At 59.1% G+C, this 15851-nt stretch carries 17 protein-coding genes; 4 read left to right on the top strand and 13 right to left on the bottom strand.

The features are described 5' to 3' along the window. Nucleotides 1–269: 269 nt before the first annotated feature. The 4 genes from AB4N44_RS12875 to AB4N44_RS12860 form a co-directional block, all read right to left on the bottom strand. Nucleotides 270–1568 carry an NAD(P)/FAD-dependent oxidoreductase gene (locus AB4N44_RS12875; RefSeq protein ID WP_127929822.1) on the bottom strand — a complete coding sequence of 433 codons (1299 nt, stop codon included), beginning with the start codon at nucleotides 1566–1568 and terminating at the stop codon, nucleotides 270–272. A gap of 63 nt (nucleotides 1569–1631) precedes the next feature. After that, nucleotides 1632–1805 carry a DUF3094 domain-containing protein gene (locus AB4N44_RS12870; protein WP_007909875.1) on the bottom strand — a complete coding sequence of 58 codons (174 nt, stop codon included), beginning with the start codon at nucleotides 1803–1805 and terminating at the stop codon, nucleotides 1632–1634. A gap of 51 nt (nucleotides 1806–1856) precedes the next feature. Continuing rightward, nucleotides 1857–2384, bottom strand: coding sequence for an MOSC domain-containing protein (locus AB4N44_RS12865; RefSeq protein ID WP_460108754.1), 528 nt, complete (start codon nucleotides 2382–2384; stop codon nucleotides 1857–1859). Next, nucleotides 2381–3007: a DUF1780 domain-containing protein gene (locus AB4N44_RS12860; RefSeq protein ID WP_127929820.1), complete on the bottom strand. Its 627-nt coding sequence runs from the start codon at nucleotides 3005–3007 to the stop codon at nucleotides 2381–2383. Before AB4N44_RS12860 ends, AB4N44_RS12865 begins: the two co-directional genes overlap by 4 nt. Before the next feature lie 175 nt (nucleotides 3008–3182). Here AB4N44_RS12860 and AB4N44_RS12855 point away from each other — a divergent pair, with 175 nt between their 5' ends. Continuing rightward, nucleotides 3183–3872: an energy-coupling factor ABC transporter permease gene (locus AB4N44_RS12855; RefSeq protein ID WP_460108755.1), complete on the top strand. Its 690-nt coding sequence runs from the start codon at nucleotides 3183–3185 to the stop codon at nucleotides 3870–3872. A gap of 65 nt (nucleotides 3873–3937) precedes the next feature. After that, the gene (locus AB4N44_RS12850; protein ID WP_007909901.1) at nucleotides 3938–4153 is read left to right on the top strand and encodes a hypothetical protein; all 216 of its coding nucleotides are present in this window, start codon (nucleotides 3938–3940) and stop codon (nucleotides 4151–4153) included. 6 nt (nucleotides 4154–4159) lie between these two features. Here the strand turns inward: AB4N44_RS12850 and yacG are convergent, their stop codons facing one another. The 5 genes from yacG to pilB are packed head-to-tail and all read right to left on the bottom strand — an operon-like array spanning nucleotide 4160 to nucleotide 8771. Next, nucleotides 4160–4360, bottom strand: coding sequence for a DNA gyrase inhibitor YacG (gene yacG, locus AB4N44_RS12845; protein WP_007909902.1), 201 nt, complete (start codon nucleotides 4358–4360; stop codon nucleotides 4160–4162). Beyond that, nucleotides 4357–4980, bottom strand: a complete 624-nt coding sequence (gene coaE / locus AB4N44_RS12840; protein ID WP_122607921.1) for a dephospho-CoA kinase — start codon at nucleotides 4978–4980, stop codon at nucleotides 4357–4359. Before coaE ends, yacG begins: the two co-directional genes overlap by 4 nt. Then, a complete protein-coding gene (locus tag AB4N44_RS12835; RefSeq protein WP_460108758.1) occupies nucleotides 4977–5849 on the bottom strand; it encodes a prepilin peptidase in 873 nt (290 codons plus the stop codon). The genes coaE and AB4N44_RS12835 overlap by 4 nt, the downstream gene beginning before the upstream one ends. 1 nt (nucleotide 5850) lies before the next feature. Continuing rightward, complete coding sequence (locus AB4N44_RS12830) at nucleotides 5851–7068, bottom strand: type II secretion system F family protein (RefSeq protein WP_127929816.1); 1218 nt, start codon at nucleotides 7066–7068, stop codon at nucleotides 5851–5853. Nucleotides 7069–7070: 2 nt separating this feature from the next. After that, a complete protein-coding gene (gene pilB / locus AB4N44_RS12825) occupies nucleotides 7071–8771 on the bottom strand; it encodes a type IV-A pilus assembly ATPase PilB (protein WP_160041868.1) in 1701 nt (566 codons plus the stop codon). 226 nt (nucleotides 8772–8997) lie between these two features. On the opposite strand from pilB, the gene AB4N44_RS12820 reads away from it, so the two are divergent. Next, nucleotides 8998–9429 (top strand): pilin, encoded by a 432-nt coding sequence (locus tag AB4N44_RS12820; protein WP_034153877.1) that lies wholly within the window; start codon nucleotides 8998–9000, stop codon nucleotides 9427–9429. Between the two features lie 298 nt (nucleotides 9430–9727). Further along, on the top strand, nucleotides 9728–10084 hold the full coding sequence (locus AB4N44_RS12815; protein ID WP_127929814.1) for a BON domain-containing protein: 357 nt from the start codon (nucleotides 9728–9730) through the stop codon (nucleotides 10082–10084). 270 nt (nucleotides 10085–10354) lie between these two features. On the opposite strand, the gene AB4N44_RS12810 is transcribed toward AB4N44_RS12815, so the two are convergent. From AB4N44_RS12810 to AB4N44_RS12795, 4 genes are all read right to left on the bottom strand, one after another. After that, on the bottom strand, nucleotides 10355–10651 hold the full coding sequence (locus AB4N44_RS12810) for a DUF2845 domain-containing protein (RefSeq protein WP_150751693.1): 297 nt from the start codon (nucleotides 10649–10651) through the stop codon (nucleotides 10355–10357). Then, a complete protein-coding gene (locus tag AB4N44_RS12805) occupies nucleotides 10651–13602 on the bottom strand; it encodes a DUF748 domain-containing protein (protein ID WP_460108761.1) in 2952 nt (983 codons plus the stop codon). Before AB4N44_RS12805 ends, AB4N44_RS12810 begins: the two co-directional genes overlap by 1 nt. Nucleotides 13603–13822: 220 nt before the next feature. Further along, on the bottom strand, nucleotides 13823–14839 hold the full coding sequence (locus AB4N44_RS12800) for a class I SAM-dependent rRNA methyltransferase (protein ID WP_460108762.1): 1017 nt from the start codon (nucleotides 14837–14839) through the stop codon (nucleotides 13823–13825). A gap of 138 nt (nucleotides 14840–14977) precedes the next feature. Continuing rightward, on the bottom strand, nucleotides 14978–15850 hold the full coding sequence (locus AB4N44_RS12795) for an oxygenase MpaB family protein (RefSeq protein WP_150774957.1): 873 nt from the start codon (nucleotides 15848–15850) through the stop codon (nucleotides 14978–14980). Between the last annotated feature and the right edge of the window lies 1 nt (nucleotide 15851).

Genomic DNA, 15851 nt, shown 5'->3' with positions numbered 1-15851 from the left:
GCACTGCGCAACCACACGTTAAGGACGATTGCCTGAGCAGGTGTTGCTCGGGTGTGGCCATTAAGCGGTGGCGGTGTATCGCGACTGTGTCGCGCAGCGGGGGAGTTTGTAAGCGAAGGTGGGGAAAGCGAGGCGGGATACAGTACGAAACAGATCTTTCGATGAACACAAAATAATGTGGGAGCGAGCCTGCTCGCGAAAGCGTCAGATCAGTCGCATCAATAACGACTGACAGAACGCATTCGCGAGCAGGCTCGCTCCCACAGGTTTTAGTGCAGTTTCAGACGCGGCTCAGTGCCACGGCCAATCTTGCTGCCCAGCATCAACATCGCCGTGCGGAACGGCCCGTACAGCGCCATCTGGTGCATGCGATACAGCGACACGTAAAACATCCGCGCCAGCCAGCCTTCGAGCATCACGCTGCCGGTCAGGTTGCCCATCAAGTTACCCACAGCCGAAAAACGCGACAGCGAGATCAGCGAGCCGTAGTCGGTGTACTTGTACTCCGGCAGGGTCTTGCCCTCGATGCGCAGCTTCAGCGATTTGGCCAGCAGCGACGCCTGTTGGTGCGCCGCTTGTGCACGTGGCGGTACGTTGCGATCGGTGCCCGGTTGCGGGCACGCGGCGCAGTCACCGAAGGCGAAGATGTTCTCGTCGCGGGTGGTTTGCAGGGTCGGCAATACTTGCAGTTGATTGATGCGGTTGGTTTCCAGGCCATCGATGTCCTTGAGGAAACCCGGCGCGCGAATGCCCGCTGCCCAGACTTTCAGGCTGGCCTTGATCTCGTTGCCGTCGGCGGTGATCAGGCTGTCGGCGGTCACTTCGCTGACCGAAGCGTTGGTCATCACATTGACCCCGAGCTTTTCCAGGGTCTTGTGTACCGGCCCGCTGATGCGCTCCGGCAGGGCAGGCAACACCCGTGGCCCGGCTTCGATCAGGGTGATGTGCATGTTTTCCGGTTTGATCCGGTCCAGGCCATACGCCGCCAGTTCATGGGCGGCGTTGTGCAGTTCGGCCGCCAGTTCAACGCCTGTGGCGCCCGCGCCGACGATCGCCACGCTGATCTGCTCGACCACATCGGTTTGCCCGGCGTGGGCACGCAGATAGTGATTCAGCAGCTGCTGGTGGAAGCGCTCGGCCTGTTTGCGGGTATCGAGGAACAGGCAATGCTGCGCCGCGCCCTGCGTGCCGAAATCATTGGTGGTGCTGCCGACGCTGATCACCAGCGAGTCGTATTGCACTTCGCGTGCAGGCACCAGTTCTGCACCGTTTTCGTCGTAGGTCGCTGCCAGCTGGATTTTCTTCTGTGCGCGATCAAGCCCGCTCATGCGCCCCAACTGAAACTCGAAGTGGTTCCATTTCGCTTGGGCAACATAGTTGAGTTCGTCTTCGGAGGAGTTCAGCGATCCGGCGGCCACTTCGTGCAACAGCGGTTTCCAGATGTGCGTCAGGTTGGCGTCGACCAGCATCACACTGGCTGTACCGCGCTTGCCCAGAGTCTTACCCAGGCGGGTAGCCAACTCCAGACCGCCGGCGCCGCCGCCGACAATAACAATACGATGGGACATAGGGATAACTCGCAAGGTTTTTAAAGGAAATCGGTGCGGTTACCCAAGCGAGCGCAAAGCTGCTCATAGCGTCAGGTAACTGATAAAGCGGCTCAACAAGCCCAGACCAATGGTCACTGCCAGCACCAGCACGAGGAGCATCCACGGCCGGAAAGGCCGGCGCTCGACTCGGTGTTGGGACAGTTGCAGGTACTCTTCGACATGTTTCTGGTCTTCAGGGTTCAGGCGGCTGGTCATATTTGCCTCGTCAGGTAGACGTTGCTGAATGGGCAGAAGCTACAGCGGTTTTTATCCGGGGTTGAACGCAGCATAGCCGCTGTCCGGAACCGGCTCGACGCTGACCCGGTCTTTGAGGCGAATAATCCCGCTTTGTAACACCCGCGCGGTAATTCCGCCATGCCCGCGCACGGCTTGAAAGGTGCCGGGGCCAAGGTTGTTCTGCAAACGTGCGCAAGGCTGACACCAGCCCGTGGTTTCGAATATTGCCTGACCGATGCGAAAGCGCCGACCCTTGAGGCTAAACAAATTGATACCGCTGATAACGAGATTGCGCCGCAGGTCTTCAGGTTTCACCGGTTGATTGTCGGGGCGCCCCATCAAGGCGTTGATCACCGCCAGATGTTCCCACTGAATCAGCGTCACCTGCCGTGCGTTGCGCACTCCGGGGCGAGCGTGGTCGCCAGTCAGCCCTGCTTCCAGCCGCGCCTCCACTGCATCGAGTTCGATCATCGGCCCACGGGATTCGGGACGCACGCCGATCCAGCGCACACACCCGGTCTGTGGCACATCGGCAATCAATTGCTGCAGCGGCGTCACAGGCTGATCCCGACATCGAAGACGATGCTGCGACCAAGGTTGCTGCGCAGAAAATCCGGCGCATCCGGGTGGGCGAACAGCACGCGGGCAAAGGTCGGGCCGACCAGAGACAACGAACGCCAGCCTTGGCGCAGGTATTCGGTCGGCGGCGGAAAATGGCTGTTCAGATCCAGCACCTCACGTTTAAGACTGGCGAAGGCGATGATGTCCAGTTCGCCCAGATCCATGCCGCGTTCCTTGTAGTTGTGCGCTTTCTTGCGCAAGGTCGGCGCCAGTCGCAGCAAAAACTCGTTGGCCGGGATCCGTTTAGGCTTGGCTTCGCGGCGCACCAGTTGGCTGAGGGAAAAGGCGCTGCGTCGTCGCTGCAATTCATCGCGCCATTCGTCGTTGAGCCGGCGCCCCTCGTCGAGCACGAAGAACACCTCGAAATTGGCATCGCGAAACAGTACGTCCGGCGGTTCGCCGGCCGGCGCGAATTCGTCGACGCGGTAGGGAATGTTCAGGCCTTGCAGCAGGCGCTGGCAGACCCAACGCTCACGCTCCCATTTGCGGGCATTGGACAGAAAGGCGTTGGCCTGCTCGGCCGCGATGGTCAGCAGGCGTAAATAATCTGAGTCATCCATAGGCCCAAGCTTAGCGTTCAAATGCGACAAGCAGAAAGCTTTGCTTGAACCGTCCGTTCACCTTGCCCTTGTAGGAGCTGCCGAAGGCTGCGATCTTTTGATCTTGCTGTTAAATAAAAAATCAAAAGATCGCAGCCTTCGGCAGCTCAGGTGAATGTCGATGGAGGGTGAGGGAATGATTGGAGCTGAACTGCTTTCCACCGCGAGCCTGACGCTCGGCTGGCTGATTTATGTGCCAGTGCTGCTCTGGGCGATTGTGCGTGCGCCGTGGGTCGAGTTGTTCAGTGACAGCCGCCGTCAGCATCTGTTGTTTGGCACCGTGTTCGCCTTGTTTCTGTTGTGGCTGGTGCGCAGGGATTTCGACACGGGTGTGTCCTATCACTTCATCGGCATGACGGCAGTTACATTGCTGCTGGACTGGCCGCTGGCGATTGTCGGTGGTCTGGTCGCGCAGATCGGTCTGGTGCTACTGGGCCGTCAGGATCTGCTGGCCGTCGGGGTCAATGGTTCGCTGCTGATTCTGTTACCGGTGTTGATCACCGAATGTGTGGCGATCGTCGTCGAGCGCGCACAACCACGTAATCCGTTCGTTTATATCTTCTGCTCCGGTTTTTTTGCCGCCGCGCTTTCAGCGTTGTTGTGCCTGATCCTGAGCCTGACGCTGCTGTGGTACGACGGTATTTTCGCCATGCCGGAGTGGCTGGTAGATTTCGTCGGTTATCTGTGGCTGCTGCTGTTTCCCGAGGCGTTCATCAACGGCATGGTCGTCAGCGCGCTGGTGGTGTTCTGCCCGGAATGGCTGGAGACGTTCAATCGCACGCGCTACCTTTCGGCGCCGTGGAAGGACGACGATCCCAAGTCTTGATCCATATCAAACCCGCCATGCGCGGGAAATTTCATGCTCGCGCAAATCCCTTCAGGAGCAGCGGCATGAGTGTTTACGAGTGGGCGAGGCAGGAAACCCGGCAGAGTCTGGACATGGCGCAGGAGGTGGGCTTTGACCCGGGGTTGAGTTTGCGCGCCTTGCTCAGTGCGGTGGTGCAGCAGAGCAAGGCCGTGCGCAACGCCGAAGACCTGGCCGACGAGTTGCGTTTTCTCGCGGAAAACCTCGACGACGATCAGGACTACGGCTTTATGCGGCCCTGATCAGGGTCAGTGACGCGGATCGAAATCGCCGGAAAACAGTTCATCCTCGGCATCCGGTGCGACCGGAATCTTGTGTTCTTCCGATGCCCAGGCGCCGAGGTCGATCAGCTTGCAGCGATCAGAGCAGAACGGCCGAAACTTGTTTTCGGCGGTGAATTCCACGGGGGCGCCGCAGGTCGGGCATTCAACGGTGGGGATCTGGCTCATGCTTGGCCTCCGGATAAAGTCAGGTAAAAGTGATGCAGGCGCTCGACCTCACTGTGCAGCCAGGCGAGGTCGCGGTCGTTGACCACTACGTCGTCGGCACGGCTCACACGGTCTTCGCGGCTCGACTGGGCCTTGAGGATCGCCTGAACCTGCTGCTCGCTGGTCTGGTCGCGCTGCAAGGTGCGTTCGATTTGCAGTTGTTGCGGAGCGTCGATCACCAGGATGCGCTGGGTCATTGCGTATTGCCCGGATTCGATCAACAGCGGCGAAACCAGTATTGCGTAAGGCGATTTTGCCAGCGCCAGATGATGAGCGATTTCCTCGGCGATCAACGGATGCAGCAGGGCTTCGAGCCAGCGGCGTTCTTCCGGCACTTCGAAGATCAGTTTGCGCAGGGCGGCGCGATCCAGCGTGCCGTCGCCCTGCAAAACGCCAGGCCCGAAGTGTTCGGCTATTTTTGCCAGCGCCGGGCGCCCCGGCTCAACCACCCAGCGCGCCGCGTGATCGGCGTCAACCACATGAATGCCAAGGTCGATGAAGTGCTGGGCCGCCGCGCTTTTGCCGCTGCCGATGCCGCCGGTGAGGCCGAGAATCCAGGGTTTTTCCACAGGGGTATTCATTTCAAACCGACAAACTGCCAATAGAAGTCGGTTATTTGACCACCCCAGAGCAAGGCAATCCAGCCGGCAATGGCCAGATAGGGGCCGAAGGGGATCGGCGTCGAGGTTTTCTGTTCGCGCAGGCGTAGCAAAACCACCCCGATAATGGCGCCGACCAGTGATGACAACAGAATCGTCAGCGGCAGAATCTGCCAGCCACCCCAGGCACCGAGCAGCGCCAACAGCTTGAAATCACCGTGGCCGATGCCATCCTTGCCGGTCAGCAGCTTGAACAGCCAGAACACCGACCACAGCGCCATATAACCGGCCACCGCGCCCCACAGTGCATCGTGCAACGGTACGAAGACGCCGAAACTGTTGACGATCAACCCCAGCCACAGCAACGGCAGCACCAGCACATCGGGCAGCAGTTGATGTTCGGTGTCGATCAGACTCATCGCCAGCAAACCCCAGGTGAGGACGATCAGCAGGCACGCCGGCCAGCCGAAACCGAAGTGCCAGGCAATGAATGCCGAGAGCAGCCCGCAGGCCAGCTCGGTCAGTGGATATCGTTTGCTGATAGGTGCAGCGCACGCCGAACAGCGCCCCCGCAGCCACAGATAACTGAGCAGCGGAATGTTTTCCCACGCGCGGATCCGGTGGGCGCAGTGCGGGCATTCGGAGTGCGGCAGCATCAGGTTGTAGGTGGGCAGCGGCGTTTCGCCGGACAAACCGAGCACGTCGTGGGCTTGCTGACGCCAATCGCGTTCGAGCATTTTCGGCAGGCGCCAGATCAGCACATTGAGGAAGCTGCCGACCACCAGACCGAGCAGCAGGGCGGTAAAGACAAAGGCCAGCGGATACAGGGCGAACAGTTCGTCGATAGGCATGTCAGATCGCTGAGCCGAGTTGGAAAATCGGCAGGTACATGGCCACCACCAGCCCGCCGACGATCACCCCCAGCACGACCATGATGAACGGCTCCATGAGGCTGGTGAGGTTATCGACCATGTTATCCACTTCTTCTTCGTAAAAGCCTGCAACCTTGTCGAGCATTTCATCTAGCGCCCCCGACTCTTCGCCTATCGCGGTCATCTGCACGGCCATGTTGGGAAAGACTCCGGTGCTGCGCATCGAAAAATTCAGCTGCATGCCGGTGGACACGTCCTGGCGAATGCGCAGCACGGCACGCTTGAACACCACGTTGCCGGTAGCGCCAGCCACCGAGTCGAGCGCTTCCACCAATGGCACACCGGCAGCAAACGTGGTCGACAGGGTTCGAGCGAAGCGGGCTACCGCTGACTTGTACATCAGCGTGCCGACCAAGGGCAGTTTCAACAGCCAGGTGTCTTTGCGATCGCGCAATGCCTGAGATGTTTTCAGTGCATGGCGAGTACCAAAGATCGCGGCGACCAGCGCGCCGAGAATCGCCCACCACCATTGCTGCATGAATTCCGAAAGGCTGATCACCATCAGCGTGAAGGCCGGCAGCTCAGCGCCGAAACCGGAAAAAACCGACTGAAACTGCGGCACCACTTTAACCAGCAGAATTCCGGTCACGACCGCTGCGACCAGTACGACGGCGGTGGGGTAGGTCATGGCTTTCTTGATCTTGGCCTTGAGCCGTTCGCTTTTTTCCTTATAGGTTGCGACCCGTTCCAGCAGCGTGTCGAGGGCGCCGGACTGCTCGCCGGCATCGACCAGGTTGCAATACAACTCGTCGAAATACTGCGGCTTCTTGCGCAGGGCTGTGGCGAAGCTGTTACCGGCCGCGACCTCCTGTTTGACCTCGTCCACCAGCTTGCGCATGGCCGGGTTTTCAAAACCTTCGCCAATGATGTCGAACGACTGCAGCAGCGGCACGCCGGCCTTCATCATGGTCGCCATCTGCCGGGTGAACAGGGCGATGTCCTGGGCCTTGATGCGTTTGCCAAAACTCAACAACGACGCGGATTTTTTGCGTACCTTGCCGGGACTGATCCCCTGTTTACGCAGTTGGGCCTTGATCAGTGCCGGATTCTGTCCACTGAGTTCACCGGTGACTTTGCTGCCTTTCCTGTCCGTACCTTCCCAGGCATAAATACTGATTTTCGCTGCCTTGACCGCCATGTTCAGTCCTTGGTGACCCGGTTGATTTCTTCAAGGCTGGTGATGCCTTGCATGGCCTTGTGCAGCCCGGAGGTGCGCAGGTCGTCGAAGCCGTCGCGGCGCATCTGCAGGTCGATTTCCAGCGAGTTGCCTTCGGCCATGATCAAACGTTGCAGCTCTGGTGTGTTCTTTACCACTTCATAAATCCCCACGCGTCCTTTGTAGCCGCCGTTGCAGTGATCGCAACCGACCGGCTCGTAGATCGTGAAATGGCCGATGCGTTCCTCGGGGAAGCCTTCCTTGATCAAGGTTTCGCGGGGGATCTCGATGGCTTTCTTGCAATGGCTACAGAGCTTGCGTGCCAGGCGCTGGGCGATGATCAGGCTGACCGAGGTGGCAATGTTGAAGCCGGGAATGCCCATGTTGTGCAGGCGCGTCAGGGTTTCCGCGGCGCTGTTGGTGTGCAGGGTCGAGAGCACCAGGTGACCGGTCTGCGCGGCTTTGATCGCGATCTCGGCGGTTTCCAGATCGCGGATCTCGCCGACCATGATCACGTCCGGATCCTGACGCAGAAACGAGCGCAGTGCCTGGGCAAAGTCGAGCCCTTGTTTGGGATTGACGTTGACCTGGTTGATGCCTTCCATGTTGATTTCCACCGGGTCTTCGGCGGTGGAGATATTGATGTCGACGGTGTTGAGGATATTCAGGCCGGTGTACAGCGACACGGTTTTCCCCGAGCCGGTGGGGCCAGTGACCAGAATCATGCCTTGGGGCTGCTTGAGCGCGGCCATGTACAGTTCTTTCTGCGCGGGTTCGTAACCGAGCGCGTCGATGCCGATCTGTGCGCTGGACGGATCGAGGATCCGGATCACCACTTTTTCGCCCCACAGGGTCGGCAGCGTGTTGACCCGAAAATCGATCGACCTGCTTTTCGACAGGCGCATCTTGATCCGCCCGTCCTGCGGTTTGCGCCGTTCCGAAATATCGAGGCTGGCCATGACTTTCAGGCGTGCGGCGATGCGCCCGGCCAGTTGAATTGGTGGCTTGGCCACCTCGCGCAGGATGCCGTCGGTGCGCACCCGCACCCGGTAGTTCTTCTCGTAAGGTTCGAAGTGCAAGTCGGATGAGCCGCTTTTGATCGCGTCGAGCAGCATCTTGTGCACGAAGCGCACCACCGGTGCATCGTCGGCGTCGAGGCCTGCGATGGCGTCCTGTTTGCTGTCGTCGATGGATTCGACATCGAGGCCATCGAGATCGACATCGGCCATGTCCTCCAGACCGCTGGCGTTGGTGTCGAAGAATTTTTCGATGGCATCGCTGAGCTTGTCGTCCTCGACCAGAATGGCTTCGGTGCTCAGCCCGGTGCTGAACTGAATGTCGTTGATCGCTTGATGATTGCTCGGGTCGGAAATGCCTACGAACAGCTTGTTGCCACGTCGCCACAGGGGCAGGGCGTGATGCTGGCGCACCAGTTTTTCGCTGACCAGGCCTTTGGGCTGGGTTTCCTTGTCCAGGCAATTGAGATCAAGCAAGGCCATGCCGAAATGCTCGGAGGCGATTTCGGCGACCTGTGAGCTCTTGACCAGTTTGTTCTGCACCAGATAGCTGACCAGCGACAAGCGATTACGCTGGGCCTGTTGCGAGGCTTGCTGGGCGCTTTTTTCCGTGAGCAGTTCGGCCTGCACCAATTGCTTGGCCAGACCGCTCAGAGCGATGTCATTCATGGGGATTCCGCACGCTTGCAGTTCATGACTTATAGCCTAGTCAAGTGACAGCGCCAAACACGGCCAGTGCAGGTGACAAAAAGTGTCAGATAGTGCGGTTGCGGGTTGTAGGAAATGGCGATGTATGTGGTTCGCGCCCAAGGGGCGGGGCTTCGAAGGCATTGGCATGGCCTATGCTGCTTCCCTTTCAGATCATGAGATTTCGACTCATGCATGGAGCGTGTCTATGAAAAAACAACAAGGTTTTACTCTGATCGAACTGCTGATCGTGGTGGCCATCATCGGGATTCTGGCGACCATCGCCTTGCCGCAGTATTCCAAGTATCAGGCGCGGTCGAAGGTAACGGCGGGGCTGGCGGAGATCAGTGCGCTGAAGGTGCCGTTTGAAGACACCATCAATCAAGGCACCGATCCAACGCTGACATTGGTTGCGGGTAGTGCGACGGCGGCGACATCCAACTGCACACTCGCCGCATCCGGTACTGCATCCACCGGTGCCGGAACCATCACTTGCACACTGCTCAATGCCCCGGGTCCGGTGCTGAGCAAGACCATCACCCTGACTCGTTCTTCAGGTACCGGCGCGGGTGTATGGACCTGCGGTACCACCGTTGCTCCGGATTATTCCCCTAAAGGCTGCACCGCCAGCGGTACATAAGCGGTCAGTGATGTACTCGAAAATGCCCCGCACTGCGGGGCATTTTTCATTGCGCGGCACTTCACAAAAGCTTCAATAATTTCAGCGCCTTAGGAACTTTCCGAAAAACCGTAACTTGCATGTCGATAATTCGAAGGTCATGCAAATTGCATGATTTCGAAAATTTTGCTAATTAATAACTTATTGATTTATAAGGAAATTATCGCTTTTCAAAAGTTGGCACAGCGTTCGCAACTACCTTGGTAACCCTGCTGACAAGACAACCAGCAGACTTTCCAGAAAAACAGGAGTTACTCGTATGAAGAAGTTCGCTATCACTGCCGCTGCTGCTACCGCGCTGACCCTGACCATGGCTTCCGGTGCATTCGCACAATCCACCCAGGCTACCCAGGCTCCAATGACTCTGGCTGCCGGTGAAGTCACCCAGGCTAAAGAAGCTACTTCCGACACCTGGATCACCACTAAAGTCAAAGCTGACCTGGTCACCGAAAAAGGCATTCCAGGTACCGACATCAAAGTAGAAACCAACAAAGGCGTGGTTTCCCTGTCGTCGACTGTTGCGGTAACTGATGCTCAGAAAGCTACCGCTGTCGCTATTACCAAGAAAATCAAAGGTGTTAAAGCGGTCTCCGCTGACGGCCTGAAAGCCGAGTAAGGCATGACTTCTCGCCTGGACCGGGAGAAGGCGCGACAGACGGGCCGAGCAATACGTCTGCCGCAACTTTAGAGTTCATGCGAACGGTCACACGGATGTGACCATTACAGGCCCCGCCACTTGTGTCGGGGCTTGTTCTATTTCAGAGACAACACAAAACAAATGTAGGAGTGAGCCTGCTCGCGATAGCGGTGTGTCAGTCAGCAATTTGATTAGCTGACAGACCGCTATCGCGAGCAGGCTCACTCCTACAGGGGAATCGGTGTCGGGTCAGTTGCCGCGTTTGCTGTTGATCTGCCGCAGGCGATTACCTTCGAAGCGCAGGTACTGGTACATGCCGTTGCTCGGGCCGTAGGTCCATTCCTCGACCTGAAACTCTTCGCGACGATTGGCGCTGCGCTTGTAGCCGAGCACATCACGGCTGACCGGCTCACCGCACTTTTGCAGGACTTCGCTTGACCGGTCTCCGAGACTGATCAACTGACTGCCGCAGCGCAGGGTATCGGACGCCGAGGCGTGACTGGCCGCGAACGTCATTGCGAGCAAGGCCAGCCACTGCAGTTTCATCACTCTGCATCCAGATGCATTTGCGTCACCACGCGGCCATCGCTCTCGGCTTCACCGAGATTGGCGTCGATGAAGTACACACGGTCGTCCGCCAGCTGGCCTTTATCGACCAGATAATCCTTGATGCTGCTGGCACGGTCCTGACCCAACTGACGCAGCAGCACGTCGCTGCCACTCCAGAACTTGATCACGCCGTCGCGCATCTTCGCTGTGCGTTCTTCCTTGCCCAGATCCTTCCATTCGGCCGGTGGCTGGGTTTTCAGACGGGTGCGGTAGATGCCTTCGAGCAGTGGGCCTTTCTCGCCCTCTGGCACTTGCAGCAGCGACGCTTGCGCCGGGACTTTATCGCCGCGCCGCTGGAGCATCTTGTAGTAGTTGTACTGGTATTCACGCTCCAGACGCTGCTCGGCGAGCAACGGACCGTCACTGCTTTTGGCGGCCGTGCCTTCGATTTCCAGGCGCAGTGCCGGACGCTCCTTCAGTGCTTGGGACAGTTTGATCAGCGCCGCTTCGGCATCCTTGCTCAAGTCGCTGGAACCTGGCGCAAACGACACGGTGCCGAGGTCTTGCGAACCGCCGCCACTGATCAGCCCGCCAATCATTTTGAACGGTGCGGCAGCGGCTTTGACGATCAGGTTGCGCAGGGTCTGCCAGACAATCGGCATTACGCTGAATTGCGGGTTGTTCAAGTCGCCGGTTACCGGCAATTCGATGGAGATTTTGCCGTCAACGTCCTTGAGCAGGGCAATTGCCAGTTTCAATGGCAGGCTCACGGCATCCGGGCTGTCGACTTTTTCGCCGAGCTGCAATTGCTCGACCACCACTTTGTTTTCGGCTTTGAGCTGGCCCTTGGTGATCAGGTAATGCAGGTCAAGGTTGAGCCGGCCCTTGCGGATACGGTAGCCGGCGAATTTGCCGGAGTAGGGCGTCAGTGTCGTCAGCTCGACGCGTTTGAAACTGGTGGCGATGTCGAGGCTGGCCATCGGGTCGAAAGGATTGACCGCGCCCTTGATGGTCACCGGTGCGTAGCGGTCGACCTTGCCTTTGATATCGACGCTGGCCGGTTTCGCCTGACGGCTGTCGATGGTGCCGATCTGGCCGTTGAGCTGCTGCACGGCGGTGGCGAAGTTCGGCGTCAGGCTGAAGTCGGCAAAGTTGGCCGAGCCGTCATTGATCGCGATGCCACCGATGTGAATGCCCAACGGTTTCTCGTTGCTGGCCGGTTTCGCTGTCGTGGTTTTCGCGCCGCTGTCGGCTGGTTGCGGGATCAGCAGGTCGTCGATGTTGGTGGTGCGATCGTCGTTGATCATGAACCGCACATAAGGCTGGAACAGGTTGACCTTGTCGATCGACAGACTGTCGCCGTGCTGATAGTTCAGGCCTTCGACCACCACTTGCTGCCATTTGAGGAAGTCGCGGGTTTTCAGGGTGTCGAGGGTGTGCAGTTGATCGATTTGTGCGCGACCGGTGACGCTGAGTGCCAGTGGTCCGGTGCTCTTGAGATTGACCTTCAGATCACTGCCGAGCATGCCGCTGCGCAGTTCCAGACGAATGAACGGGTTGATGTAGGACTGCGCGACACGCAGGTCGATGTCCTGGGTTTTCACATTGAGCTGGGCATTGACCGGGGCGAGATTGACGGTGCCGTCGGCCGTGATCTTGCCTTGCTTGCCCACGCCGCTGTCGAGCTTGAGCTTGAAGGGCGAACCGTTGAGGCTGTCGAAATCCTGCAGGTCGACGTTCAGCGGGGTGATGTCCAGTGCCACCGCAGGTGTTGCCGAGCGGTCGGCAAGGTGCACGGTGTAGTTGCGCAATTGCACGTCTTTGAGCAGCACTTGCCATGGCTTGCTCGGCGCAGTCGGTTCAGCTTTCGGCGAGTCGGCAGCGGCTGGCGTGTTCGCCGGTTCTGCGGCGGCTTTGGCGGCAGGTTTGGACGGTTGGCTGGCGAACAGTTTCTGCCAGTCCAGCTGGCCGTCGGCTTCAAGGGCAGCCCAGGTTTCCAGTTTGTTGCTGCGGATCTTGCCGACCACGACTTGTTGCTTGGCCAGATCCACCGAGGTTTCGCTGACGTCCAGGCGTTCGAGTTTCGCCAGTGGCCGTCCATCCGGAGCCTTGATGGCGAACGGCGCGATGCTCACCGCCACGTTGTTCAGTTGCAGCTCGGTTTCTTTCGACAGATTGAGTTTGTATTCGCTGCTGAGGCTGATTACACCGTCTTCCAGCACCAGCGGCACCGAATCACGCACGTAGGGCCAGAACGCTTTCATCTTGCCGTCGGTGACTTTCAGGGTGCCTTCGGAAGTGAACGGGATCAGGCTGAAATTGCCACTCCAGTCGATCCGCCCACCGGCCGGGCCGATGGCGACCAGGGTCATGTCGGCGCTGTCTTCGGGCAGGGTGCTGAGGTTTTTCAGTTCGAAGCTGAGGTCGTCGTAGAGAAACTCGATGGGCTCGCTCGGGCGCACGTCTTCAAAGTGCACGACGCCGCCGGCCAGTTTGATGTTGTCGATGCGCAGCGGGAACGGTTTGGCGTCCGGGTCGGCTGGTGTCGGCTCACTGGCCGGCACATTGAACAGGCCGAGCAGGTTGAGCTTGCCGTCTTTGGCGAACAGGATTTCGGTCTTCGGTTTGTCCAGCTCGATGTTGGCCAGATGCAGGGCTTTGGTCCACAGGCTGTCGATTTGCAGGTCGGCGTACAGGCGATCGAAGCCGACCTGTTCCTTGCCCGGCTCGCCGATGACCAGTCCCCACAGGGTGACTTCAAGGCTGAACGGGTTGAGCTCGATACGCTGGATATGCGCAGGCACCGTTGCGTAATTGGCCAGTTGTTGATTGGCCACACGCAGGGCGATGCCCGGCAAAATCAGAAACCCCAGCAGGCTGTAAAGGGCCAGAGCAGTCAACAAGGCGCCAATCGCGCGAATCAATCCTTTGGGCATGTGCGGCTTCATCTGTCTGAATCGGAGTGCCTTGGAGTATGGCACGCGATTCTGGTTCCGAAGTACCTCGCATGGAGCAGGATTGTTCAGATTCCTCTGTAGGAACGTTTTCCATGTGGGAGCGAGCCTGCTCGCGAAGGCGTCATATCAGTCGCTCTCTTCGTTGGCTGATACACCGCTTTCGCGAGCAGGCTCGCTCCCACATTAGATAGTTGTCAGCCGCGCGAGCGGTTCAGAGCTGCAGGATCAGGGTTTTCAGCGGCGGTTGCTGGTCCAGGGACGGGAAGTCGGCGCCCGGTGTCATCACGCTCCACTCACGTACCGGTCGCCCGGCCTTCTCGGCACAGCGCAGCACCTGCTCGCGCCAGTCGTCCATGCTGACTTTCGCCAGGTTGTTGCAGCAGATCAGCACGCCGTTGTCGGCGGTGGTCAGCAGGGCCGGTTTGAGCAGGCTCTGGTAGTCGCGCAGCAGGTCGACGGTGCCGAATGCACTCTTGGCCCAGGCCGGTGGATCGAGCAGGACCAGGTCATATTGGCGCTGATCGAGGCGCTGGTAGCTCGGCAGTTTCTGCCCCCGGCGCTGGCTGATCGGCAGCCCGGCGAGTTGGCGGATGGCCGGGAAGTAGTCCGACTGGATGAACTGCATCTGCGGCAACTGCGGGTTGAGCAGACCGTTTTCGCGGCCGACCGCCAGATTGCCTTCGGCGAAATCCAGGTTGCACACTTCACGCGCGCCACCGGCGGCTGCGCTGAGGCCGACGCCGCAGGTGTAAGCGAACAGGTTGAGCACGGATTTGCCTTTGGCGTGATCCTTGACCCAGCCACGGGTGTTGCGCAGGTCGAGGAACAGCAGCGGGTCCTGCCCGGCATGACGCCCGCGCACACGGTAGTTCAGACCCCATTCGTGACCGACCAGATCGGCCAGCGCGGCGTCTTCGGCTTTGTAGACGCTGTCTTCACGATCAATACGCGAATTGCCACGGGAGCGGTCGTTGTAAACCAGCAACGTTTCCAGGCCCAATGTTTGATTGACCATGGCGTGCAGTTGCAGCAGGTCATCGCGCTCGAGGGTCTGGTGGAAGCTCTGCACCAGCAGTTGCGGGCCGTAGCGGTCGATGGTCAGACCGCCAGCGCCTTCCTGGCTGCCGTGGAACAGCCGATAACAATCGGTGCCCTGGCGGTGCAACTCGGCGAGCAAGTCCTGGCGTTGATCGAGGGCGGCGCGCAGCGCCTGATTCAAGGAAGACATGCGGGCGCCTTGCTGGAGAGAATGGGGGCGCGGGAGTTTAGCAGTTTGGCGAGCAATCGAGTTGCGACCTTCGCGAGCAGGCTCGCTCCCACATGGGAATGCATTCCAAATGTGGGAGCGAGCCTGCTCGCGAAGTTTTCAGGTCAGCAAACCCATCCTGCGTTTGGCTCGTTGCACCGAACCATTGCGCATCGCCCAGCGCAGCATCGGCGCGCTGCGTCTGACGCTGGCGCGAATCAACTGGCGTTGCAGCGAACTCTGGCGGACATCGAGCATATCGCTGGCCCAGTCCGGCAGCAGATCAATACCGGCCTTCATCATCAAATCGCCAAACGGTCGCGCCAGAACACTGGGCGCCGGTGCGGCCAGCAATAGGCGCAATACTTCTCGGCTGCGCTCATCGCACAGCAACTGCGGGCGCATGCGTTGCAGATAATCGGCTACGGCCTGACGCGATTTCGGCACATCCTGAGCACCGAGTCGTTCGGCAATCACGGCGATTTCCGCGTAATAACGATCCTGATCCGCCCCCGACAACTGCGGATTGCGATAACGCAAATGTGCCGCGAGAAAGTTGCTGACCTCGGCCACATGCACCCACGTCAGCAAGTCTGGATCACTTGCCGCATAGGGCCGGCCATCCGGCGCAGTGCCGACCACTTGCAGGTGAATGGTGCGCACCTTCTCGATCAGCCAGTCGGCATCCCGCCGCGAACCGAAGGTGGTGCCGGAAACAAACTGACTGGTGCGCCGCAAGCGTCCGAGCATGTCTTCACGGAAATTCGAATGATCCCAAACCCCGGCCAATGCCAGTGGATGCAAGGCTTGCAGCAACAACGCGCTGATGCCGCCGATCAACATGCTGCTGAAATCGCCGTGCACTTGCCAACTGACCGAGTCGGGGCCGAACAGGCCGGGATCGCCCTTGGGGTTTTCCAGGTCGAGTTGGCCGAGTGACAGCCCGGTCAGGCTCATCAGTTGGTTTTCGATACGACTACGGATGAATTCCATG

Source organism: Pseudomonas sp. S3_C06 (genome assembly GCF_054667675.1).
The sequence above is the reverse complement of the archived record's forward strand: the minus strand, read 5'-3'. Positions and strand labels throughout refer to the sequence as shown.

Bases quoted from the DNA above. Each gene is read 5' to 3' on its own strand.
- AB4N44_RS12875 (WP_127929822.1), bottom strand. From the start codon at position 1,568: ATGTCCCATCGTATTGTTATTGTCGGCGGCGGCGCCGGCGGTCTGGAG.
- AB4N44_RS12870 (WP_007909875.1), bottom strand. From the start codon at position 1,805: ATGACCAGCCGCCTGAACCCTGAAGACCAGAAACATGTCGAAGAGTAC.
- AB4N44_RS12860 (WP_127929820.1), bottom strand. From the start codon at position 3,007: ATGGATGACTCAGATTATTTACGCCTGCTGACCATCGCGGCCGAGCAG.
- AB4N44_RS12855 (WP_460108755.1), top strand. From the start codon at position 3,183: ATGATTGGAGCTGAACTGCTTTCCACCGCGAGCCTGACGCTCGGCTGG.
- AB4N44_RS12850 (WP_007909901.1), top strand. From the start codon at position 3,938: ATGAGTGTTTACGAGTGGGCGAGGCAGGAAACCCGGCAGAGTCTGGAC.
- yacG (WP_007909902.1), bottom strand. From the start codon at position 4,360: ATGAGCCAGATCCCCACCGTTGAATGCCCGACCTGCGGCGCCCCCGTG.
- coaE (WP_122607921.1), bottom strand. From the start codon at position 4,980: ATGAATACCCCTGTGGAAAAACCCTGGATTCTCGGCCTCACCGGCGGC.
- AB4N44_RS12835 (WP_460108758.1), bottom strand. From the start codon at position 5,849: ATGCCTATCGACGAACTGTTCGCCCTGTATCCGCTGGCCTTTGTCTTT.
- AB4N44_RS12830 (WP_127929816.1), bottom strand. From the start codon at position 7,068: ATGGCGGTCAAGGCAGCGAAAATCAGTATTTATGCCTGGGAAGGTACG.
- pilB (WP_160041868.1), bottom strand. From the start codon at position 8,771: ATGAATGACATCGCTCTGAGCGGTCTGGCCAAGCAATTGGTGCAGGCC.
- AB4N44_RS12820 (WP_034153877.1), top strand. From the start codon at position 8,998: ATGAAAAAACAACAAGGTTTTACTCTGATCGAACTGCTGATCGTGGTG.
- AB4N44_RS12815 (WP_127929814.1), top strand. From the start codon at position 9,728: ATGAAGAAGTTCGCTATCACTGCCGCTGCTGCTACCGCGCTGACCCTG.
- AB4N44_RS12810 (WP_150751693.1), bottom strand. From the start codon at position 10,651: ATGAAACTGCAGTGGCTGGCCTTGCTCGCAATGACGTTCGCGGCCAGT.
- AB4N44_RS12805 (WP_460108761.1), bottom strand. From the start codon at position 13,602: ATGAAGCCGCACATGCCCAAAGGATTGATTCGCGCGATTGGCGCCTTG.
- AB4N44_RS12800 (WP_460108762.1), bottom strand. From the start codon at position 14,839: ATGTCTTCCTTGAATCAGGCGCTGCGCGCCGCCCTCGATCAACGCCAG.
- AB4N44_RS12795 (WP_150774957.1), bottom strand. From the start codon at position 15,850: ATGGAATTCATCCGTAGTCGTATCGAAAACCAACTGATGAGCCTGACC.